Origin of the sequence: Streptomyces sp. BK340, assembly GCF_007827595.1 — a bacterium.
Classification (GTDB): Bacteria; Actinomycetota; Actinomycetes; order Streptomycetales; family Streptomycetaceae; genus Streptomyces.
In genome coordinates this window covers 1-20,998 of the sequence record NZ_VISR01000014.1, presented here as the reverse complement: position 1 = coordinate 20,998, position 20,998 = coordinate 1, and the positions used below count along the sequence as shown (strand labels likewise).

Here is a 20,998-nt window from a genome sequence, read left to right as displayed (position 1 = left end):
TGGAGTTGCACGTGGCCGGGCGCATCGAAGACTACGCACTCATCGGAGACATGCAGACCGCGGCACTGGTCTGTCGGGACGGCACGGTCGACTGGCTGTGCCTGCCCCGCTTCGACTCGCATGCCATCTTCGCCGGCCTGCTGGGCACCGAGGAGCACGGCTTCTGGCGGCTCGGCCCGGCGCACGCGGCCGACGCGCAGCCCCCCACGGCCGCCCGGCGCAGCTACCGCGGCGACTCGCTGATCCTGGAGTCGGAGTGGGACACCCCGCGCGGCACCGTGCGCGTGACGGACTTCATGCCGCCGCGTGACGGCGCGCCGCAGCTGATCCGGATCGTGGAGGGCGTCACCGGCCGGGTGCCGATGCGCTCCGCGCTGCGGATGCGGTTCTCCTACGGCCGGGTGGTGCCCTGGGTGCACAGGCACGAGGGCCGGACGGTGGCGGTCGCCGGACCCGACTCGGTCTGGTTCGACACGCAGGCCGAGACCTACGGGAAGTCGCTGACCACCTACGCCGACTTCACGGTCGCCCCGGGTGACCGGATCGCGTTCACCATCTCGTGGCAGCCCTCGCACAAGGAGCCGCCGCCGCTGCCGGAGCCGGAGCAGTCGCTGACGGCGACGGAGGACTTCTGGCGCGAATGGGTCGAGCACTGCACGTACCACGGTCCGTACCGCGAGGCGGTGGTCCGCTCGCTGATCACCCTGAAGGCGCTGACGTACGCCCCGACGGGTGGCATCGTCGCGGCTCCGACCACCTCGCTGCCCGAGGACATCGGCGGCGTCCGCAACTGGGACTACCGCTACACCTGGCTGCGGGACGCGGCGATCACCCTGTCCTCGCTGCTGCGCACGGGCTACCGCGAGGAGGCCCGGGCCTGGCGCGAGTGGTTGCTGCGCGCGGTCGCGGGCGACCCGGAGAACCTGCAGATCATGTACGGCATCGCGGGCGAGCGCGAGCTGGGCGAGGCCGAGCTGGACTGGCTGCCGGGCTACGAGGCCTCCGCCCCGGTCCGGGTCGGCAACGGCGCTGCGCACCAGCTCCAGCTGGACGTGTACGGCGAGGTCACCGAGGCCCTGCACCTGGCGCACATGACGGGTCTGGCCCGCAACGACTACGCCTCCCTGCTCCAGCTGAAGCTGATCCGCTATCTGGAGGACCACTGGCAGGAGCCGGACGAGGGCATCTGGGAGGTGCGCGGCCCGCGCCGGCACTTCGTGCACTCGAAGGTGATGGCCTGGGTGGCGGTGGACCGCACCATCAAGCTGATCGAGTCCGGTGACGCGGACGGCCCGCTGGAGCGCTGGAAGGAACTGCGCGACGACATCCACCGGGACGTGTGCGAGAAGGGCTACGACCAGGAGCGCAACACGTTCACCCAGTCCTACGGCTCCAAGGAGCTGGACGCCTCGCTGCTGCTGATTCCGCAGATGGGCTTCCTGCCGCCGGACGACAAGCGGGTGATCGGCACCATCGAGGCGATCCAGCGGGAGCTGTCCACCACGGACGGGTTCATCCTGCGCTACCCGACGGAGGGCGAGAGCGAGGGCGTCGACGGTCTTCCGGGCGACGAGGGCGCCTTCCTGGCCTGCTCCTTCTGGATGGCGGACGACCTCGCGATGATCGGCCGGGTGGACGAGGCCCGCAAGCTGTTCGAGAAGCTCCTCGCGCTGCGCAACGACCTCGGTCTGCTCGCCGAGGAGTGGGACCCACGGCTGCAGCGCCAGGTCGGCAACTTCCCGCAGGCCTTCAGCCACGTGCCGCTGATCGACACCGCGCTGCGGCTGACGGCCTCCGGGGCGTACGGCGGCTGAGCGCGACCGGGTGACCGGGTGACCGGGCCTGCCTAGGCTGGAAGCGAACTACCCCCGGTGCGGAAGGGGGCGGCCATGGCTTCCCTCTCGAAGGCGGGCGCGGCCCTCGCCGCGCTGCGCGAGGATCTGGCCGGTGAGGTGTTCGCCCCGGGGGACGCGGGCTACGACGCGGCGCGTGCCGTCTTCAACGGGATGATCGACAAGCGTCCGGCCGTGATCGCGCAGTGCGCGGACGCGGCCGACGTGGTCCGGGCGGTGCGCTTCGGACGGGATCTCGACCTGCCGATCGCGGTGCGCGGGGGCGGGCACGGCCTGGCCGGTACGGCCCTGGGCGACGGCGCGCTCGTGGTGGATCTGCGCCGGATGCACCAGGTGACCGTGGATCCGGCGAGCGAGGCGGTCCGCATCGAGGGCGGCGCCACGATGAGCCGGCTGGACCGGGCCACCCAGCCGTACGGCCTCGCGACCACCGGCGGCCGGATCTCGTCCACGGGCGTCGGCGGGTTCGTGCTGGGCGGCGGCACCGGCTGGCTGGACCGCGCCTTCGGCCTGGCCGTCGACAACCTCATCGCGGTGGAACTGGTGACCGCCGACGCCGAGCAGGTGCACGCCAACGCCGACGAGAACCCCGAGTTGTTCTGGGCCCTGCACGGCGGCGGCGGCAACTTCGGCGTCGCCACCGCGCTCACCCTGGAGCTGCACGAGCTGCCCGAGTTCGCCGTCGCCCTGCTGCTGTACCTGCCGGAGGCCGGCCCGGACGCGGTCCGTACCTTCCGGGAGGTCCTCGGCGCCGCCCCCGACGAGCTGGGCGGCGCGGTGCTGTACCTCACCGGCCCGTCCGCCGAGTTCGTACCGGAGCACCTGGCCGGGCGGCTCGTGTGCGCCGCGCTGCTGACGTACGCCGGCGGCGAGGAGGACCTGCGCAAGCTGGCCGAGCCGCTGCTGGCGCTGCCGCACGAGTCGCAGCTGGTCGGCACGGTGCCCTACGTGGACCTGCAGTGCATGCTGGACGTTGCGCCGGGCCTGCGGAACCACTGGTCGGCCGAGTGTCTGACGGGTCTGCCCGACGAGCTGGTGGACGTCTACTGCACCCGGGCCGCGGACATGCCCGTGCCGACCCCCACCCGGCACATCGTCTTCCCGCAGGGCGGTGCGATCGCCGCCGGTCCGCACCAGTACCCGGTGCCGTACCGGGACGCGCCCTGGACCGTGCACCCGTTCGCCGTCTGGGCGGACCCGGCCGACGACGAGCGGGCCGTCGCCTGGGTGCGGGACGTGCGCGCGGGTGTCCGGCCGTGGAGCACGGGCGATGTGTACCTGAACCTCATCGGCGAGGAGGGCGCCGAGCGGGTGCGCGCGGGCCTCGGCGCCGGGAACCTGCTGCGGCTGGAGAAGGTGAAGCGGGCGTACGACCCGGACAACGTGTTCCGCTTCAACCACAACATCCGTCCGGTGTAGCCGGCTCCCGAGCTGTCGTCCGGACGTTTGCGCAGGTAGCGTCCGCTCCATGGACAGCGGTACGGAGAGCAGATTCGCCACTCAGGGCGCCGGGATCACCGTTCAACGGGCGCTGGAGCTGCCGGGACTGCGCAGTGGGCTCCCGGAGATCCTGGCGGGCGCCGACCGGCTGGGGCGCACGGTCCGCTGGGTGCACGCGGGCGAGGTGCCGAACATCGCCTCGCTGCTCAAGGGCGGCGAGCTGCTGCTGACCACGGGATACGGCCTCGGGACCCGCCCGGCCGAGCAGCGCGCGTTCGTGCGCACGCTCGCCGAGCGCGGGATCGCCGCGCTGGTGGTGGAGCTGGGCCCGCGCTTCACCCGGCTGCCCGCGGCCCTGGTGGACACCGCCCGCAGCGCGGGGCTGCCGCTGGTCCAGCTGCACCGCGAGGTGCCGTTCGTGACCGTCACCGAGGAGATCCACACCGAGATCGTCAATGGCCACTACGCGCTGCTGCAGCGCGCGGAGGAGGTGCACCGGCGGTGTACCGAGGCGCTGTTGGGTGGTGGCGGGGTGCCGCAGGTGCTGGGCATCCTGGCCGACTTCAGCGCCAACCCGGTGTTCCTGGAGACGGTGGACGGCCGGCTGCTGTACGCCGCCGGGTCCGGGCCCGAGGGTGCGGATCCGCTGCAGGTGTGGGAGGGGCTGCGGGGTCCGCACAAGGACGCGCCGCCGCCCGCAGGTTCGGTGCTCGTGGACGTGCCCGGCGGCGGGCCGGGAGCGGGGCCGGGGCCGGGGTCGGTACGGGCCCGGCTGGTGCTGCTGCCGGTGCGCTCGCCGCTGGCCCCGGTGCACCGGATCGCCGCCGAGCGGGCCGCGGGCATCCTGGCCGTGGTGCTGATGCAGGCCCGGCAGGAGGAGGAGCTGGCGGCGCGCGGTCGCGGCGACTTCCTGACCGACCTCGCCGAGGGCCGTATCACCGCCGACGACGCCCCGGCACAGGCCCGGGTCCTCGGCTTCAAGCCCGGCAACAGCCCGCTGCTGCCCGTGGTGATGCGGGTCGGGGACTCGCTCTCCCCCGGCGGAGGCTGGGCGGTGCTGGCGCGGGCCGTCGCCGAGGAGCTGGCCGCGGTGGGCGTGCCGGTGCTGCTGGGTGTGCGGCCGGTCGAGGGCCGGGTGCCGGTGCTGCTCGGGCTGCGCTCGGAGTCGGAGCGCTCCGCCGTCGCGGACCGGGTGGCGGCGGCGCTGCGGGCGGGCGTCGAGCGGGCCGGGATGCAGCGGCCGGGCGCCCCGCCGCCGGTCGTGGTGGTCGGGGTGGCCGGTGGCTGGGCGGCCGCGTCGGCGGGCCTGCGGCACGCGGCGGAGACGGCGACGGCGGCGCAGGGCCTGACCGACCGCCCCTGGTACGACGCCCGCCGCCTGGACATCGACCTGCTGCTGTGGCGGCTGCGGGACCACCCGGACCTGGCGGCCTTCGTGGAGCGCGCGATCGGCCCGCTGCGCGACCACGACCACCGCTCCAAGCCGCCGCTGCTGCCCACCCTGGAGACCTATCTGGCGCACGCGGGCCGCAAGGCGGAGACCGCCCGCGAGCTGCACCTCAACCGTCAGACCCTCTACAACCGGCTCGGCCGCATCGGGGAGTTGCTGGGCACCGACCTCGACGACCCGCAGACCGTACTGGCGTTGAGCCTCGCCCTGCGGGCCCGTCGGCACGTGCCCTAGGGAAGCGGCCTCGGCTGGGTCAACTCGTCGTAGATGCTGAGGACTTGGGCGACGGTCTCGTCCTCCGTCGGCCAGCTGGCCGCCTGTAGCGTGCCCCGTTCCCGCAGCAGCTCGCGCCGCTCCGGATCCGCGAGCAGCCGTACGACCGTGTCCGCGAGCGCCTCGGCGTCGCCGTACGGGACGAGTTCCGCGGCGTCGCCGACGAGGTCCGGGACACCGCCCACGCGCGTTGCGACGAGCGGCACGCGCGCGTGCAGCGCCTCCTGGGCGAGGACGGACCGGGACTCCCAACTGCTGGTCAGCAGCGCGAGATCGGCGGCCGCGAGCAGCTCGGGCACGTCCTCGCGCCGTCCGACGAGCCGCACCGGCAGCTCCTCGTCCTCGATCCGCCGCTGCAGCACCGGCCGCAGCGGCCCTTCCCCCGCGACGACGACCAGCGGTACCGGGTCGAGGTCCCGCCAGGTGCGGGCCGCGTCCAGCAGCACCTCGTAGCCGCGCTCCCGGTCGAGGGAGCCGACCGCCATGAGCAACGGGCGTCCGGTGGCGCCGAGTTCGGCGCGGGTCTTGGGCCGCAGCCGGTCGGGGTCGTCGTGGTCGACCGGGCGGCGCCGCCCGGGCAGGCCCACGGCCGCGAGCCGGGCGTCCCGGGCGCCCGTCCGGCGCGCCCGGTCGACCAGGTCGGAGGTGGTGCCGAGCACCACGGCGGCCGTCCTGACCACGCGCCGCTCCAGCAGCCGCAGCAGATGCGCCCGCGCGCCCTCGGCCCGGGCCCGGTTGTGCCAGGTGACTACCAGCGGGGTGCGGCGCCCGCTGAGCGCGAGCACGGCACGGAAGGAGGCGTGCAGCCCGTGCGCGTGCACCAGGTCGGCGTCGGCGCAGGCCGCCCGGAGCGCGGCCACGGAGCCCGGGTCGCTGCTGCGCGGTACGTGCACATGGTCGGCGCCGGCCCCGGTGAAGTCGTAGGCGTGATCGGCCTCGGCGGGGGCGCACACCGTGACCCGCACGCCCCGGGCGACGAGCCCCTCGGCCAGGGAGCGCACGTGCGCACTGCTGCCGGCGTTGCCTCCGCCCAGCACCTGCACGGTGCGCAGCGGCGACTGGCCGTGCGGTGCGTTGCTGCTCACGGGGCTCACGAGGCCGGTGCTCCTGACTCGGCGCGGGCGGTCACGAAGAAAAGTACTGAAGGAAGAAACGTACTGAAGGTATCGGGCGGAGAGGGGCGGAAGGACGTACCGCGCGCATCCCGCGCGGGCTGCGTTCGACCCGCCACCCGCGCCGCATTGCCCCGCCGCCCGCCCTGCGTTCCCTGCCAAGCATGCCAGGACGTACGGCCGTTCCGGGCACTCCGGGGAGGCGCACAGCGCGGCGGGCCGGAGCAGTGCGCCGGAGCACGTCACCCACACGGGTGAAGAGGACCCCGGCTCGGCGGTACCGCCGGTGCGGCCGTACCGCGAGGTCAGAGGCTCACAGCGCGCGCACCCCGGCACTCACCCGGTCCCCGTACGCCGCGGCCGCCACCACGGCAACGGCGTGCGCGAGCAACCCCGCGCTCCGGTTGCACGCGACCACGGCGGCACCGAGCGCCGCCCCCAGGGCGTGCGCCCCGGCGTCACCGATCATCACATGCTCCCCGAGGTCGTCGGGCAGCACGGCCGCGGCACCGCCCAGGGCAGCCGCGGTCAGCTCCCCGCCCGGCCCGCCGCGCAGCAGCCCCGGCGCTCCGAGCGCGAGCACCGCCCCGGCGGCCCGCCCCGGCCGTACGTCGACCAGGTTCACGAAGTGCGCGGCCCCGGCGATCACGACACCGGCCAGCACCTTGTCGAGGAGCCGCTCCTTCATCAGGGCGCCCGCGACCAGCCCGGCGGCGGAGATCCCGAACAACTTCACGGCCCCGCTGGTGACTTCTCCGTCCCGCAGCGCGCCCAGGTGCGCCCGGAACCCGCGCCGCGGATCCCCGGCCCCGGCGACGTCGTCGTAGGCCCCGCAGGCCCCTGCGGCCAGCACCGCGAGCCCGGCACCGGGGTGTACCCGGGCGGCGGCGACCGCCGTGCCGAGAGCCGAGGCGGGCCCGGCGTACAGCCCGACGGTCCGCCCCGCGTAGTTCTTCCGCTGCCAGCGCTCGCGCCCGCCGGGCGGCGCGGCACGCAGGAGCACCTGGCCTGCCCGGGTGAGCGCGGCGGACAGCAGGAACGAGCGGGACCTTCGGGCGCGGTCGGTCATCCCGGCAGCGTCACAGATCCGCTCGGGCCGTGGCCAGCAGCTCCTCCGCGTGCGCACGCGCCGTCTCCGAGTCCTCCTGGCCGGCCAGCATCCGGGACAGCTCGCGGACCCGCTCCTCGCCCTCCAGGACCTTCACGCCGGAACGGGTGACCGAGCCGTCGTTGGTCTTCTCGACCAGCAGCTGGCGGTCGGCGAAGGCGGCCACCTGGGGCAGGTGGGTGACCACGACGACCTGTGCGGTCCTGGCGAGCTTCGCCAGGCGCCGCCCGATCTCCACCGCGGCCTTGCCGCCGACACCCGCGTCGACCTCGTCGAAGAGGTACGTCGGCACGGGGTCGGTCCCCGCGAACACGACCTCCACGGCCAGCATCACGCGGGACAGCTCACCGCCGGAGGCGCCCTTGGCGATGGGCCGGGGCGGCGCGCCCGGGTGCGGGGCGAGCAGCAGCTCGACCTCGTCCGCGCCCGCGGGCCCGTACGCGACCGTGCGACCGTCGACCTCGACGCCCTCCGGGTCCTCGGTCTGCCGGATGTCGAAGGACACGCGGGCGTGGGGCATCGCCAGCGAGGCCAGCTCGGCGGTCACCGCGGCGGCGAACCGCTCGGCGGCCTCCGTCCGGGCGTCCGTCAGCGCCTGGGCCAGCCCGCCCAGTTCCGTGCGGAGCGCGTCCCGCTCGGCGGTCAGCTCGTCGATCCGCTCGTCGTCGCCGTCCAGCTCGGTGAGCCGCGCGGCACTCTGCTCGGCCCAGGCGAGAACGGCGCCGATGTCGTCGCCGTACTTGCGCGTGAGGCCGTTCAGCGCGGCCCGGCGCTCCTCCACGGCGGCCAGCCGCAGCGGGTCGGCGTCCAGGTCGTCGGCGTACCCGGCCAGCTCACCGGCCACGTCGCCGAGCAGGATCCCGACCTCACCGATCCGGTCGGCGAGGGCGGCGAGGGCGGGATCGTGGGAGCGGACGGCCTCCAGGGCCCGGTGGGCGCCCGCGACGAGGGTCGAGGCGTCGATGCCCTCGGGGTCCTCGGGATTGCCCGCCAGGGCGGCGTGCGCGGCGGTGGCGGCGGACGACAGCGCCTCGGCGTGCCCGAGCCGCTCCGCCTCCTCGGCCAGCTCCACGTCCTCCCCGGCCCGCGGCTCCACGGCCGCGATCTCCTCCAGCCCGTACCGGAGCATGTCGGCTTCCTGGGCGCGCTCACGCGCGCGCGTGACGATCTCCTCCAGCTCGGCGGAGACCGCCCGCAGCCGCCGGTAGGCCTCGGTGTACTTGGCCAGCGGCACGGCAACGCCGTCGCCCGCGTACCGGTCCAGGGCCTGCCGCTGCCGGGACAGCTTCAGCAGCCCCTGCTGGTCGGTCTGCCCGTGCACGGCCACCAGGTCGTCGGCCAGCTCGGCGAGCAGTCCCACGGGCACGCTCCGCCCGCCCAGGTGCGCCCGCGAGCGCCCCTCGGCGGAAACGGTACGGCTGATCAGCAGGGCACCGTCGTCCAGCTCGGCCCCGGCCTCCTCGGCGCGTACGACGGCGGCGGCGTCCGCGGGGACGGCGATCCGCCCCTCCACGACCGCCTTGCCGGCCCCGATCCGCACGAGCGCCGGGTCGGCCCGCCCGCCGAGCAGCAGCCCGAGGCTGGTGACCACCATGGTCTTGCCCGCACCCGTCTCACCGGTGACGGCGGTGAACCCCGGCGACAGCTCGACGACAGCGTCGTCGATGACCCCGAGCGACCGTATCCGCATCTCCTCCAACACGGAGAAGACCTTACGAGGTCGCGGGGCCGGAGTGCGACGGGCCCCGGCCCCGTTCTGTGAAGGTGCAGGTGACGAATGCGGATCGGTCCCGCATTGTCACCCGGGCGAGTGCGGTGCTCTGCCTACAGTCCCTTTTCCAGGGCCATGCCGTCGGGTACGCCCCAGCCGGTCACGGCGTCGTACCCGGGCTTGACCGGGTAACCGACCGCGGGCGGGTGCGAGGCGTTGTCGTGACCCTCGGCGATGTCACGGCAGGCGGCCTGGCCGAGCGGCACGCCGTTGTTGCCGCTTCGGTAGAGCAGCGGAGTGAGGAAGCGCTGTTGCTTCTGCTGCGGCAGCAGCGCGTTGACGCGCGCGTACAGGGCGGCCCACAGCGGGGCGGACGCGCTGGTGCCGCCGTTGGGCTCCGGCGCGCCGAAGAGCGTCAGGTCGTAGAACGGGGGGCCGGCGAGCGCCGCGACGTCCGGCACGACCCGCCCCTTGAAGGCGCCCGGGTTCAGCGAGTCGACGTTGATCTGCTGCTGATAGTCCGGACGCTCGAACTTGGTCGAGACGCCGCCACCGCTCGAGCCGCTGCCGGGCTTGCCCCGGACCCGGCGCCCCGGCGCCACCCACCAGGAGACCTCCGTGCCGGACGCGTCGATCATGGTCCCGCCCACACTCAGCACGAAGGGACTGCTGCTCGGGAAGTCGACATGTGCCCGGCCGTCCATGACCTGGTCGCCCGCGCCGTCGTCGCCGGAGGAGACACAGACCGTGGTACCCCGGTCCGCCGCGCCCTCGAGACGCTTGTTGATCTGGTCGAGCGCGGTGCCCGACCAGTTGGGGTCGTCCTCCGCGAGGCCCCAGCTCACCGACAGCGTCACCGGCTGCTGCGCGATGACCCGGTCGAGCACCTCGATCCAGCCCCTCTGGTCGAAGTCCGCGAAGTAGACCGAGATCTCGGCCGCCGGACAGAGGGCGGCGACGATCTGCACGTCCATCATCACTTCGCCCGCCGCCTCGAGCGCGAACTTCTGCTCCGCGGGCGGCAGCTGCCGGGCCTCCTGCAGCGACCTCGGCGGATCGAAGTCCACGGGCACCACCTCGACCCGCGGCACCGGCCGGTTCTGGGCGGCACAGAAGGCCCTCAGATCATCGTCGAAGTAGCAGCCGCCGAACTCGGCGATCGCGATCTTCTGCCCGGCCCCGTCACCCGTCGGGAAGTTGTACAGCAACTCGAGGTCTTCCGGTGTGAACGACCCCTGGAAGCCCGAGCCCCCGGCGACCAGGCGCCGGGCCACCTGGCGCTGGTCCAGTCCGAAGACGCCGGTCACGATTCCCTCGAGCTCGGCCGGGATCTTCAGTTCACCCTCGCGGCCGCGGAACTCGCCCTGCTCCGCGCTGTGGTAGATACCGAGGTCCGCCTTGAAGGCGGCGTTCATGGCAGCCGCGGAACCGCTCGCCACGATGCTGCCCGGCTCGAGCCGTTCCTCGTCGACGGTGAGGCCGTACCGTTCGAGTACGGCCTTGGTCTTCGCGGCGTCCTGGAGTCGTCCCTCCGGGACCTGGCCGGCGGGCGCCACCTTGCCGCGCAGGGTGACGGTCACCGTCACCGGGTCGTGCGCGTCGGCGTCTCTCAGCCGGGTCGCGTCGGCCTTGGCCGGGCGGGTGCTCCCGGCCAGCGCCACATGCTGTTCGCTCATCGTCGTCTCCTTGATGGCGGCATGCCGCTGGCCGGGCCCACCGCCTCGGGCCGAACTGTTCATGGGCAGATATAACCGGACATTGCCGGGAACATATGCCAAGAACGTTCGGGCCACCCGGACAGGGCATCGCCTGCCCGGGACGGAGTACGCGTGGACGAGCGCCTAGTGCGCCCCCCGCCACCCATGGGTCGGCAGCGCGAACTTGGCCACCAGCCGATCGGTGAACGAAGCGTGATGCAACCGGGCGAGCCGGACCGGCACAGCCCCCCGCCGGACCTCCACCCGTGCCCCGGGGGGCAACTCGATGGTCCGCCGCCCGTCGCACCACAGCACCCCGGGCGGAATGTGCGGCAGAACCTCCACGGCGAGCACCGAATCCGGCGAAGTGACCAGCGGCTTGGCGAACAGCGCATGGGCACTGATCGGCACCATCAGCAGCGCCTCCACCTCGGGCCACACCACCGGCCCCCCGGCGGAGAAGGCGTACGCCGTGGACCCGGTCGGCGTCGACAGCACGATCCCGTCACACCCGAATGCGGTGACCGGCCGCCCGTCGATCTCGAGCACGACCTCGAGCATCTTCTCGGCGCCGGCCTTCTGCACGGCCGCCTCGTTCAGCGCCCAGTCCGTGTGCACGATGTCCCCGTTGCGGTGCACGACGACATCGACGGTCATCCGCTCCTCGACCTCGTACGACCGCGCGACGACCCGGTCGACCACCCGGTCGAGGTCGTCCCGCTCGGCCTCCGCGAGGAACCCCACCCGTCCGAGGTTGACCCCGAGCATCGGCACCCCGGACGCCCGGGCGAACTCGGCGCCGCGCAGCAGCGTCCCGTCGCCGCCGAGCACTATCAGCAGCTCACAGCCGTCGAGGCACTGCGGTGTCGCCTCCTTGACCAGCTCGACCTCTTCGGGCAGCGGCAGGTCGCGCGCCTCCTCCTCCAGCACCCGCACCCCGATGCCCTGCCCCAGCAGTCCCTTGACCACGAGTTCCGCACTGCGGATCGCCGCGGGACGCCCGGTGTGGGCGAGCAGGAAAACAGTACGCGCTCGGTTCTGTGTCAACGCGGCCCCTCCGCCACTGCACGGTCAACGTCGGCCGGGTCCAGTTCGGGGGCACCGGACCGAAGCCAGAGAAAGTACTCGACATTGCCCGAGGGACCGGGCAGCGGACTGGCGGTGACTGCACGCACCCCGAGCCCCAGCTCCCAGGCCTTCTCGGCCACCCCCCGCACGGCCTCCGCCCGCAGCTGCGGACTCCGTACGACACCCCCGCTGCCGAGCCGCTCCTTCCCCACCTCGAACTGCGGCTTGACCATCATCACCAGGTCGGCGTCCGGCTTCACGCACCGCTTCAGGGCGGGCAGCACCAGCCCCAGCGGGATGAAGGACAGATCACCCACGACAAGATCCACAGGTTCCCCATCGATCGCATCGAGCGTCAACTCGCGTACGTTCGTACGGTCCTTGACGGTGACGCGTTCATCGCTCTGGAGAGACCACGCGAGTTGGCCGTATCCGACGTCCACGGCGACCACGTGCGCGGCGCCCGCGCGCAGCAGGACGTCGGTGAAGCCTCCGGTGGACGCGCCGGCGTCCAGCGCGCGCCGCCCCTCGACCACGAGCCCCTGCGGTACGAAGGCCTCCAGGGCGCCCGCGAGCTTGTGCCCGCCGCGCGACACGTAGTCGGGATCGCTGTCGTCGGACTGCACCACGATCGCCGCCGCGGTCTCCACCTGCGTGGCCGGCTTGGTCGCCACGGTCTTGCCGACGGTGACCCGCCCGGCGGCGATCAGCTGGCTGGCGTGCTCGCGCGAGCGCGCGAGCTTCCGGCGGACCAGCTCCGCGTCCAGACGGCGGCGTGCGACTCCTGCCACGTTCGGTTCAGCTCCTGCTTTCGTATGACGATTCAAAAGGTGTGACCCGAAGGGTCTCATCGAGGGGCGGCGGTCGGGTGACCGCCGGGAGCCGGAGGTCCCGGGCGGGTGTCGAGCGCGGTGAGCGCGTCGCGCAGCCCCCCGTGTACATCCTCGTACACCTCCAGATGTCCGTCGGTGGCGAGGTGGTCGGCGTCACCCAGCCGCTCCAGCTGGGCGTCGACCTCGGCGTCACCGGTCGGGGTACGGGGGACGTTCAGGGGGGCGGGGGCGGCGGGGTCGTACTCGGGTTCGACATCGGCCGCGGCCTCCGCCCCGGCCATGAACTCGGTGCCGACCTCGGCCTCTGACACGGACTCGCTCATGCCCAGACGCTACCCCGAACCGCTGGGGTACCGTCGTGCGCGATGGCCACGATCGAGGAGTGCCGCGCCGCACTGGGAAAGCTCTCGGACAACATGCAGGGCTCCGAGGGCGGCGTTCGCGCGGCCGCCGCCCTGGACCGCTCCGTGAGCTGCCACATCACCGACCTGGACGTCACCTTCGCCGGCCGGCTCACCGGCGGCCGGATCGAGGTGGACGAGACGCACCCCGGGCCACCGCGCGAGAAGGCGCAGATCAGGCTCGCCATGGCCGGCGACGACCTGGTGGCCCTGGTGAACGGCGAGCTGAACTTCGCCACCGCCTGGGGCTCGGGCCGGGTGCGGCTGGAGGCGAACCTGCTGGACCTGTTCCGGCTCAGGAAGCTGCTGTGACCCGCGCCGTGCGTGCCTTCCTGGCGGCCGGAACCACCAGCGGGGTCCCGGTCTCGGGGTCGTCGATGATCTGACAGCGCAGCCCGAAGACCTCCTCGACCAGCTCGGCCGTCACGATGTCGTTCGGGGCGCCCTCGGCGATCACCCGGCCGCCGCGCAGGGCGATGAGGTGGGTGGCGTACCGGGCGGCGTGGTTGAGGTCGTGCAGTACGGCGACCAGGGTGCGGCCCTGGGTCTCGTGCAGCTCCGCGCACAGGTCGAGGACGTCGATCTGGTGCTGGATGTCCAGATAGGTGGTCGGCTCGTCCAGGAGCAGCAGCGGGGTCTGCTGGGCGAGCGCCATGGCGATCCACACGCGCTGGCGCTGGCCGCCGGACAGCTCGTCCACGTACCGGTCGGCGAGTTCGGCGACGCCCGTGCGGGCCATGGACTCCTGGACGACCCGCTCGTCCTCGGCCGACCACTGCCGCAGGATGCCCTGGTGCGGGTAGCGGCCGCGGCCGACGAGGTCGGCGACGGTGATCCCGTCCGGCGCGACGGACGACTGCGGCAGCAGGCCGAGGGTCCGTGCGACCTTCTTGGCGGGCATCGACTGGATGACCTGCCCGTCGAGCAGCACCCGGCCGTGGCTCGGCCTGAGCATCCGCGACAGCGCCCGCAGCAGCGTCGACTTGCCGCACGCGTTCGGGCCGACGATCACCGTGAAGGAGTTGTCGGGGATCTCCACCGACAGCTGTTCCGCGATGACGCGCTGGTCGTAGGCGAGCGTGACGTTCTCGGCGGACAGGCGGTTCACTGTGCTCCTTCGGGTGTTCTTGATCGCTGAGCCGCTCGTGTCCGGCTGTCCCGAGCCGCTCATATCCGGCCCGCCCTGCGCTCGGTGACCAGCAGCCACAGCAGGTAGACGCCGCCGAGAACCCCGGTGATCACGCCTACGGGCAGCTGATCGGCGCCGAAGGCACGCTGCGAGGCCCAGTCGGCGGTGACCAGGAGGGCGGCGCCCATGCACAGGGACGGCAGCAGGTTCGGGCCGGGAGACCGGGTCAGGCGACGGGCGAGCTGGGGTGCGGTGAGGGCCACGAAACCGACCGGGCCGGCCGCGGCGGTGGCGGTCGCGGTGAGCAGGACGGCGGCCACCATCAGCAGCGCCCGTACGCGCTCGACGCGCACGCCGAGGGCGTTCGAGACGTCGTCGCCCATCTCCGTCATCCTGAGGCCGCGCGCGTTGACGAGGACGAGCGGCACGAGTACGGCACACAGCCCGAGCAGCGGCCAGACCTGGTCCCAGTCGCGGCCGCCCAGCGACCCCGTCATCCATACGACGGCACGGGCGGCGTCGACGATGTCGGACACGGTGAGCAGATAGCCGTTGATCGCCGTGACGATCGCGGAGACCCCGATTCCGACCAGGACCAGCCGATAGCCGTGCACGCCCTGCTTCCAGGCGAGCAGATAGATGGCGAGCCCGGTCACCAGTCCGCCGACGAGCGCGCCCACGGTGACCTGGGCCGCGCTCCCGGAGAACAGCACGATCATCACGAGCGCCCCGGCGGTCGCCCCCTGTCCGAGGCCGAGCACGTCCGGGCTGCCCAGCGGATTGCGGGTGACGGCCTGGAACAGCGCCCCGCCGAGCCCGAGGGAGGCACCGACCAGCAGCCCGACCAGGACCCGTGGCAGCCGCAGCTCGTTGACGATGAACTCCTGGCCGGCGTTGCCGTTGCCGAGCAGCGTCCTGACCACGTCGCTCGCCGGGATCGGGAAGTCGCCGGTGCCGATCAGCACGACGCTCGCGGCGAGCGCGGCGAGCAGCAGCAGGGCGACGACGACGACGGCCCGGACGTCCAGCCGCAGCGACAGCCCGCCCGGCGTCCTGATGACACGGTTGGTCCTCACAGCTGGGCCGTCCTCCGCCGTCGTACGAGAAAGATGAAGACCGGGCCGCCGATGATCGCGGTGACGATGCCGACCTGGAGCTCCGAGGGGCGGGCCACGACCCGTCCGACGACGTCGGCACCGAGCAGCAGCACGGGTGACAGGACCGTCGCGTACGGCAGGATCCAGCGCAGGTCGGGGCCGGTGAAGGAGCGCACGACGTGCGGGACCATCAGGCCGACGAAGACGATCGGACCGCAGGCCGCGGTCGCGGCGCCGCAGAGCACGGTGGCGGCGAGCATGGCCAGTGTCCGGGTGCGGGCCAGGTTGGCGCCGAGGGCACGCGCGGTGTCGTCGCCCATCGCCACGGCGTTCAGCGGGCGGGCCAGGGCGAGCGCGAGGAGCGTGCCGGCCGCGATGAACGGCAGCACCTGCACGGTGGCCGAGTCGGTGGCCGAGGCCAGCGAACCCACCGTCCAGAAACGCATCCTGCCCAGCGCCGCGTCATCCGTGATCATCACGGCCTGGAGATAGCCGTACAACGCGGCGCTGATCGCCATGCCGGCCAGCGCCAGCCGTACCGGGGTCGCGCCCCTGCTGCCGCCGAGGAACCACACCAGCGCGCCGACCGCCGCCGCCCCGCCGAAGGCGAACCACACGTAGCCGGTGAGGCTGGTGACGCCAAAGCAGGTGATGGCCGTGACGACGGCGGCGGACGCACCGGCGTTGATGCCGAGCAGTCCCGGGTCGGCCAGCGGATTGCGGGTGAGCGCCTGCAGCACCGCCCCGGACAGGCCGAGCGCGGCACCGGCCAGCAGACCGAGGAGCGTACGCGAGAGCCGCTCGTCGACGACGACGTCACCGTACGTCCCCGTGTCGTGGAACAGGCCGTGCCAGACCTGGTCCGGCGTCAGCGCTTTCGCCCCGATCGCGATGCTCGCCAGGGCGACGAGCATCAGGATCGCGACGGAGAGGAGGAGCCCAAGGGCCCGCACCGCCCGGCGGGTTGGGGGCGCGGGGGCGGTCTCCGCGCGCTGTTCCGGAGAACTGTCGACCAGCACGAGGTTAGGTTAGCCTACCCTCGCATACGATCTCGATCCCGAGGTTGATCCCGGGATTGACGCGCGGTCAGAGCCCGAGCCGCGCCAGCGCCTTCCCCCCGTCCAGCTCGCAGGAGCCGTCCCCGGCCGCCGTCCAGGCCGCCGCGCACAGGGCCCGCAGCCCGTCCAGGGCATCGCCCTCGCCCGCCAGCTCCAGCTGATCCGCCCCGGCGGTCGCCGTCCAGCCCCCACAGCGGAACCCGGCCCCGTCCTCGGTGACCTCCGGCTGGCCGGTGAGCAACCCGCGCAGATCGGCGTCCACGTACGTCGGCCGGTGCTGCGGCGGCGCGGCGAGCAGCTGCCGGCCGTCCGTGACCCCGGTCAGCACCAGCAGCGAATCCACCTCACCGTTGAACGCGCCCTCGATGTCCGTGTCCAGCCGGTCCCCGACCACCAACGGCCGCTTCGCGCCCGTACGCAGGATCGTCTCCCGGTGCATCGGGGGCAGCGGCTTGCCCGCCACCTGGGGCTCCGCACCCGTCGCGATCCGGACGACCTCCACGGCCGCCCCGTTGCCCGGCGCGATGCCCCGCCCGCTGGGAATCGTCAGGTCGGTGTTGGACGCGAACCACGGCAGCCCGCGGGCCACGGCGTACGACGCCTCGGCGAACCGCCCCCACGTCAGCTCGGGCCCGCCGTACCCCTGCACCACCGCCGCCGGATCGTCGTCCGCCGACTCCACCGGCGTCAGACCGCGCTCGCGCAGCGCCACCCGCAGCCCCTCACCGCCGATCACCAGCACCCGCGACCCGGCCGGCACCTGCTCGCTGATCAACCGCGCGACTGCCTGCGCCGAGGTGATGACGTCGTCCGCACCCGTCGGTATCCCCAGCTCCGTCAGGTGCTCCGCCACGGCGTCCGGCGTGCGCAGCGCGTTGTTGGTGACGTAGGCCAGATGCATCCCGCCCGCGCGGGCCTCGGCCAGCGAGTCGACGGCGTGCACGATCGCGCTCCCGCCCGCGTACACCACCCCGTCCAGATCGAGCAGCGCCGTGTCGTACGCCTCGCTCAGGGGCTGCCCGCTGCCTTCGGGCCTCGTCGTGACGCCCTGGCTCATTCCACATCGCTCCTTGCTCGACGGTCTCTCCCCCGATCATCCCGCACACCACTGACACACGTACGATGCCGGGATGAACACTGCAGGTCACTCGGAAGCAACGGCGCGCCGAGGCCTGGAACTCACCCCGTTCCGCGGCCTTCGATACGACCCCGACCGGGTCGGGAGCCTGGCCTCCGTCACCTCCCCGCCGTACGACGTCGTCATCCGCCCCGACGGCCTGCACTACCTCGAGGCCGCGGACCCGTACAACATCGTCCGTCTGATCCTCCCCCAGGCCGGCACGCCCAGCGCCCGCAACGAACAGGCGGCCGACACCCTGCGCCGCTGGCTCGCCGAGGGCGTCCTCACCGCCGACCCGGTCCCCGCTCTGTACGTGTACGAGCAGCGGGACGGCAACGGCATGCTCCAGCGCGGCGTCATCGGCGCTCTACGCGTGTCAGAGCCCGTGGAGGGCGTGGTGCTGCCGCACGAGGACGTCATGCCCCCGGTGGTCGCCGACCGCGCGGCCCTGATGCGCGCCACCCGCGCCAACCTGGAACCCCTGTTGCTGACCTACCACGGCAACGGCACGGCGGCCGAGGTCGTCGAGCGCACGGCGGAACAGCCCCCGCTGCTGGCCACGACCACCGAGGACGGCTTCCACCACAGCCTGTGGTCGGTCACCGACCCCGCCGACGTGGCCCGCATCCAGTCCGATCTGGCCCACCACCAGGCCCTCATCGCCGACGGCCACCACCGCTGGGCCACCTACCGGCTGCTGCGCGCCGAGCACCCCTCCCCCAGCCCCTGGGACCACGGCCTGGTGCTGCTGGTCGACACCGCCCGCTACCCGCTGCGCGTCCGCGCCATCCACCGCCTGCTGCACGGCCTGCCGGTCGCGGACGCGGTGGCAGCCCTGGAGGGCCTCTTCCGGGTACGACGCCTCGACGTGTCGCTGGCCGAGGCGCTGGGACTGCTGGCGGACGCGGCCGGCACCGGCAACGCCTTCCTGCTGGCCGGCGACGGCGCCTTCCACCTCGTCGACCGCCCGGACCCGGACCTGCTGGCCCGCACGATCCCCGAGGACCGCCCGGCCGCCTGGCGCTCCCTGGACGCCACGGTCCTGCACGCCACGCTCCTCGACCACGTCTGGCACATCCCCGAGGACTCCCCGGCTCACATCGCCTACATCCACGACACGGCCGCCACGGTCGCCAAGGCGGAGCGCGACGGCGGTACGGCCGTCCTGCTGCACCCGATCCACGAGGACGTCGTACGCGACCTGGCCCGCCAAGGCGTGACGATGCCCCGCAAGTCGACGTCGTTCGGCCCGAAGCCGGCGTCGGGGCTGGTCCTGCGGGCCCTGGAGATCTGACAGATCCGACGGCGCGCATGCGAAAGGGCGGGACCGGTCGGTCCCGCCCTTCGTCATGTCGTCACCCGCTCGGGTCAGTCCTTGTCGTCGTCCTGAGCGGCGGTGGCGTCGGCAGAGGCAGCGCTGTCATCGCGCCGGTCCTCGTTGCCACCCTCGTCCTCGTTGTTCTCGCTCCCGCTCGCGTTTTCGTTCTCGTTCTCGTTCTCGTTCTCGTTCTCGTTCTCGTCGAGGGCGTCGACGAACTCCACGCCGTCCAGCTCGGCCAGCCGGTCGGAGGCGTCCGTGCTGCCGTCCCGGTCCGCCTCGACGGCCTTGGCGAACCACTCGCGCGCCTCGTTCTCCCGGCCTGCGGCCAGCAGGGCGTCGGCGTAGGCGTAGCGCAGCCGCGCGGTCCACGGCTGGACGGAGTTGGAGGCCAGCTCCGGGCTCTGCAGGGTCACGATGGCCGCGTCCAGCTGACCCATGTCACGCCGGGCACCCGCCGCGACGAGCCGCATCTCGACCTGCCCGGCCTTGTCCAGCTTGTGCACCTCGGGGGCACCGGCCATGTCCAGCGCCTTCTCCGGCCGCCCGAGCCCACGCTCGCAGTCGGCCATCACGGGCCACAGCTCGACGCTGCCGGTCATGCGCCGCGCGGCGCGGAACTCGGCCAGAGCCTCGCTGTACTTCTGGTTGGCGTACGCCGCGAACCCGGCGGCCTCACGTACGGCGGCCACACGAGAAGCCAGACGCAGGGCCACCCTGGAGTAGCCGTAGGCGCGCTCGGGCTCCTCGTCGATGAGCCGCGCGACCATCACCAGGTTCTTGGCGACGTCCTCCGCGAGCGTCTTGGGCAGGCTCTGCAGCTCCTGCCGGACGTCCTTGTCGATCTCGTCACCGGTGACGTCCTCCGGGAACGGCAGCCGCTTGATCGGCTCACGGTCCCGGTCGCGGTCGTCGCGGAAGCGGCTGCCCCCACGCCGGTCGTCACGACGGTCACCGCGGTCGCCGTAGCCACCACCACGGCTGTCGTCGCGGCGGTCGTCACGCCCGCGGAAGCCGCCCGGCCGACCACCGCGGTCGTCACGGCGGGGCCCACGGCCGCCTCGGTCGTCCCGGCCACGGAAGCCACCGCGCTCACCGCGGTCGCGGTCATCACGGCGGTCATCACGGCGGTCATCACGGCGGTCATCGCGGCGGTCATCGCGGCGGTCATCGCGGCGGTCATCGCGGCGGAAACCGCCACGGTCGCCGTAGCCACCGCCGCGGCTGTCGTCGCGCCGGTCGTCACGGCGGAAGGCGGGACGGTCGTCACGGCGGTCGTCGCGCCGATCGTCACGGCGGTCATCGCGACGGAAGCCGCCACGGTCGTCGCGGCGCGGTCCGCGGTCCCGGTCGTCACGCTGGTACGACGGACGGGGACCCCGGTGGTCACCCTCACGACGGTCGTCGCGGCGGTCGTCGCGACGGAAACCACCGCGGTCGCCACGGTCGCCGTAGCCACCACCACGGTTGTCGTCACGGCGGTCGTCACGGCCACGGAAGCCACCGCGCTCACCGCGGTCGCGGTCATCACGACGGTCGTCACGGCGGTCATCGCGGCGGTCATCGCGGCGGAAACCGCCACGGTCGCCGTAGCCACCGCCGCGGCTGTCGTCGCGCCGGTCGTCACGGCGGAAGGCGGGACGGTCGTCACGGCGGTCGTCGCGCCGATCGTCACGGTGGTCATCGCGACGGAAGCCGCCACGGTCGTCGCGGCGCGGTCCGCGGTCCCGGTCGTCACGCTGGTACGACGGACGGGGACCCCGGTGGTCACCCTCACGACGGTCGTCGCGGCGGTCGTCGCGACGGAAACCACCGCGGTCGCCACGGTCGCCGTAGCCACCACCACGGTTGTCGTCACGGCGGTCGTCACGGCCACGGAAGCCACCGCGCTCACCGCGGTCGCGGTCATCACGACGGTCGTCACGGCGGTCATCGCGACGGTCATCGCGACGGTCGTCGCGACGGAAACCGCCACGGTTGTCGTCACGCCGGCCGTAACCACCGCGGTCGGTACGGTCGTTGTCCCGGCGGAAGCCACCACGGTCACCACGGTCACTGCGGTAGCCGCCGCGATCGCCGCGGTCACCACTGTCCCGTCGCCGTTGGTCGCGCTCCGGCCGGTCTTCGGGAGAGTTGGTGGACATCGGTGACTCCTGTCTTCGGTACCGCAAGCATTGTAAAAACAAAAGGACCCCTGGTCCCAGCTGAACGCTGGGACCAGGGGTCCTCCAAAGATTGTTCGGCGGCGTCCTACTCTCCCACAGGGTCCCCCCTGCAGTACCATCGGCGCTGTGAGGCTTAGCTTCCGGGTTCGGAATGTAACCGGGCGT

17 protein-coding genes and 1 rRNA gene are annotated in these 20,998 nt (G+C 73.1%); 5 read left to right on the top strand and 13 right to left on the bottom strand.

Translation table 11 applies throughout. The features are described from left to right. The first annotated feature begins 11 nt into the window (after positions 1-11). From FB157_RS23810 to FB157_RS23800, 3 genes are all read left to right on the top strand, one after another. Positions 12-1,814, top strand: coding sequence for a glycoside hydrolase family 15 protein (locus FB157_RS23810; protein WP_145882831.1), 1,803 nt, complete (start codon positions 12-14; stop codon positions 1,812-1,814). Positions 1,815-1,889: 75 nt separating this feature from the next. Beyond that, positions 1,890-3,272 carry an FAD-binding oxidoreductase gene (locus FB157_RS23805; protein WP_145882654.1) on the top strand — a complete coding sequence of 461 codons (1,383 nt, stop codon included), beginning with the start codon at positions 1,890-1,892 and terminating at the stop codon, positions 3,270-3,272. 49 nt (positions 3,273-3,321) lie between these two features. Continuing rightward, positions 3,322-4,977, top strand: a complete 1,656-nt coding sequence (locus tag FB157_RS23800) for a PucR family transcriptional regulator (RefSeq protein ID WP_145882653.1) — start codon at positions 3,322-3,324, stop codon at positions 4,975-4,977. Here the strand turns inward: FB157_RS23800 and FB157_RS23795 are convergent. The 7 genes from FB157_RS23795 to FB157_RS23765 form a co-directional block, all read right to left on the bottom strand. Next, positions 4,974-6,110: a glycosyltransferase family 4 protein gene (locus tag FB157_RS23795; protein WP_145882652.1), complete on the bottom strand. Its 1,137-nt coding sequence runs from the start codon at positions 6,108-6,110 to the stop codon at positions 4,974-4,976. The genes FB157_RS23800 and FB157_RS23795 overlap by 4 nt on opposite strands. A gap of 331 nt (positions 6,111-6,441) precedes the next feature. Further along, positions 6,442-7,197 (bottom strand): hypothetical protein, encoded by a 756-nt coding sequence (locus tag FB157_RS23790; RefSeq protein ID WP_145882651.1) that lies wholly within the window; start codon positions 7,195-7,197, stop codon positions 6,442-6,444. Positions 7,198-7,207: 10 nt separating this feature from the next. Beyond that, positions 7,208-8,926, bottom strand: coding sequence for a DNA repair protein RecN (gene recN, locus FB157_RS23785; RefSeq protein ID WP_145882830.1), 1,719 nt, complete (start codon positions 8,924-8,926; stop codon positions 7,208-7,210). A 134-nt stretch (positions 8,927-9,060) separates the two neighbouring features. Further along, positions 9,061-10,623, bottom strand: a complete 1,563-nt coding sequence (locus tag FB157_RS23780) for a protease pro-enzyme activation domain-containing protein (RefSeq protein WP_186581657.1) — start codon at positions 10,621-10,623, stop codon at positions 9,061-9,063. A 165-nt stretch (positions 10,624-10,788) separates the two neighbouring features. Next, positions 10,789-11,691, bottom strand: coding sequence for an NAD kinase (locus FB157_RS23775; RefSeq protein ID WP_145882649.1), 903 nt, complete (start codon positions 11,689-11,691; stop codon positions 10,789-10,791). Then, entirely contained in the window at positions 11,688-12,503 is an 816-nt protein-coding gene (locus FB157_RS23770) for a TlyA family RNA methyltransferase (RefSeq protein ID WP_145882648.1), read from the bottom strand. The genes FB157_RS23775 and FB157_RS23770 overlap by 4 nt, the downstream gene beginning before the upstream one ends. A gap of 56 nt (positions 12,504-12,559) precedes the next feature. Further along, complete coding sequence (locus tag FB157_RS23765; protein WP_145882647.1) at positions 12,560-12,868, bottom strand: hypothetical protein; 309 nt, start codon at positions 12,866-12,868, stop codon at positions 12,560-12,562. Positions 12,869-12,910: 42 nt separating this feature from the next. Between FB157_RS23765 and FB157_RS23760 the strand changes: the two genes are divergently transcribed. Further along, a complete protein-coding gene (locus tag FB157_RS23760; RefSeq protein WP_145882646.1) occupies positions 12,911-13,258 on the top strand; it encodes an SCP2 sterol-binding domain-containing protein in 348 nt (115 codons plus the stop codon). On the opposite strand, the gene FB157_RS23755 is transcribed toward FB157_RS23760, so the two are convergent. The 4 genes from FB157_RS23755 to FB157_RS23740 form a co-directional block, all read right to left on the bottom strand. Beyond that, positions 13,242-14,054, bottom strand: a complete 813-nt coding sequence (locus FB157_RS23755; protein ID WP_145882645.1) for an ABC transporter ATP-binding protein — start codon at positions 14,052-14,054, stop codon at positions 13,242-13,244. The two genes, FB157_RS23760 and FB157_RS23755, sit on opposite strands and share 17 nt — an antisense overlap. Before the next feature lie 59 nt (positions 14,055-14,113). Then, positions 14,114-15,151 (bottom strand): iron chelate uptake ABC transporter family permease subunit, encoded by a 1,038-nt coding sequence (locus FB157_RS23750; RefSeq protein WP_145882644.1) that lies wholly within the window; start codon positions 15,149-15,151, stop codon positions 14,114-14,116. Continuing rightward, on the bottom strand, positions 15,148-16,191 hold the full coding sequence (locus FB157_RS23745) for an iron ABC transporter permease (RefSeq protein WP_145882643.1): 1,044 nt from the start codon (positions 16,189-16,191) through the stop codon (positions 15,148-15,150). The genes FB157_RS23750 and FB157_RS23745 overlap by 4 nt, the downstream gene beginning before the upstream one ends. A gap of 67 nt (positions 16,192-16,258) precedes the next feature. After that, positions 16,259-17,287, bottom strand: a complete 1,029-nt coding sequence (locus FB157_RS23740; RefSeq protein ID WP_145882642.1) for an HAD hydrolase-like protein — start codon at positions 17,285-17,287, stop codon at positions 16,259-16,261. Between the two features lie 73 nt (positions 17,288-17,360). Between FB157_RS23740 and FB157_RS23735 the strand changes: the two genes are divergently transcribed. Beyond that, positions 17,361-18,644, top strand: a complete 1,284-nt coding sequence (locus tag FB157_RS23735; RefSeq protein WP_145882641.1) for a DUF1015 domain-containing protein — start codon at positions 17,361-17,363, stop codon at positions 18,642-18,644. Between the two features lie 74 nt (positions 18,645-18,718). Here the strand turns inward: FB157_RS23735 and FB157_RS47975 are convergent, their stop codons facing one another. Together FB157_RS47975 and rrf are read right to left on the bottom strand one after the other, a co-directional pair. Beyond that, positions 18,719-19,546 carry a tetratricopeptide repeat protein gene (locus FB157_RS47975; RefSeq protein WP_222440959.1) on the bottom strand — a complete coding sequence of 276 codons (828 nt, stop codon included), beginning with the start codon at positions 19,544-19,546 and terminating at the stop codon, positions 18,719-18,721. Between the two features lie 1,359 nt (positions 19,547-20,905). Further along, a 5S ribosomal RNA gene (gene rrf / locus FB157_RS23725) occupies positions 20,906-20,998 on the bottom strand; the annotation flags it as partial.

Coding starts and splice junctions, on each gene's coding strand:
- FB157_RS23740 (WP_145882642.1), bottom strand. CDS start 17,287: ATGAGCCAGGGCGTCACGACGAGGCCCGAAGGCAGCGGGCAGCCCCTG.
- FB157_RS23760 (WP_145882646.1), top strand. CDS start 12,911: ATGGCCACGATCGAGGAGTGCCGCGCCGCACTGGGAAAGCTCTCGGAC.
- FB157_RS23735 (WP_145882641.1), top strand. CDS start 17,361: ATGAACACTGCAGGTCACTCGGAAGCAACGGCGCGCCGAGGCCTGGAA.
- FB157_RS23800 (WP_145882653.1), top strand. CDS start 3,322: ATGGACAGCGGTACGGAGAGCAGATTCGCCACTCAGGGCGCCGGGATC.
- FB157_RS23780 (WP_186581657.1), bottom strand. CDS start 10,623: ATGAGCGAACAGCATGTGGCGCTGGCCGGGAGCACCCGCCCGGCCAAG.
- FB157_RS23765 (WP_145882647.1), bottom strand. CDS start 12,868: ATGAGCGAGTCCGTGTCAGAGGCCGAGGTCGGCACCGAGTTCATGGCC.
- FB157_RS23805 (WP_145882654.1), top strand. CDS start 1,890: ATGGCTTCCCTCTCGAAGGCGGGCGCGGCCCTCGCCGCGCTGCGCGAG.
- FB157_RS23790 (WP_145882651.1), bottom strand. CDS start 7,197: ATGACCGACCGCGCCCGAAGGTCCCGCTCGTTCCTGCTGTCCGCCGCG.
- recN (WP_145882830.1), bottom strand. CDS start 8,926: ATGCGGATACGGTCGCTCGGGGTCATCGACGACGCTGTCGTCGAGCTG.